Genomic DNA, 742 nt, shown 5'->3' with positions numbered 1-742 from the left:
CGTGCTAGCGATGCACCGCGCCAAGCACCTGGCCAGCCATCTGGCCAGCCATCGAGCGAGCGGCGATCAGAAACTGCTGTTCACCACCTTTACCACCAACCTGGCCTTGGACATCGAGGACGGGCTGAAGTCGATCTGCTCGCCGGAGCAGATGCAGCGGATCGACGTCATCAACCTGGATGCCCTGGTGTTCCGGCTGCTCAAGGCGCGCCGCTACGAGCATGCGATCGCCTTCGATTTTCAGGCCAAGTGCGCATCGACCTGGGAGGCGGCCATGGACGACCTTGACCTTGGGCTTGGCGTTTCGCGGGTATTCGTGCGTGAGGAGTTCGAGCAGGTGGTGTTGGCGCAGGGGCTGGCGACACGCGACGACTATCGCGAGGCGCCTCGGCGCGGCCGTGGTGTCCTGCTCTCGCGCAAGAAGCGCGACGCCTTATGGGAGATCTTCGAGGACTATCGGTTGCAGCTCAGCGCCAAGGGCTTAAAGGAGCCAGACGACGCCTATCGCGATGCCTGTCACTTGCTCGAAGGCGAGGGCCGACCGCCATATACCCATGCGGTGATCGACGAGACACAGGACTTTGGACCCCAGGCGCTGCGACTGATCCGTGCGCTGGTTCCACCCGGACCCAATGATCTGATGTTCGTTGGGGATGGACACCAACGCATCTACGCAAAGAACAAGGCGACCATGAGCCGCTGCGGAATCGACATCCGTGGTCGCGCCAAGAAGCTGTACCTC

The 742-nt window shown here is 62.3% G+C and carries 1 protein-coding gene; it reads left to right on the top strand.

Annotated elements, in window-relative coordinates:
- On the top strand, window positions 1–742 hold a 742-nt coding region (locus VBE63_RS30825), incomplete at both ends, for a UvrD-helicase domain-containing protein (RefSeq protein ID WP_323686749.1).

It is taken from the genome of Lamprobacter sp., assembly GCF_034860625.1.
Lineage (GTDB): Bacteria > Pseudomonadota > Gammaproteobacteria > Chromatiales > Chromatiaceae > Lamprobacter.
The sequence above is the reverse complement of the archived record's forward strand: the minus strand, read 5'-3'. Positions and strand labels throughout refer to the sequence as shown.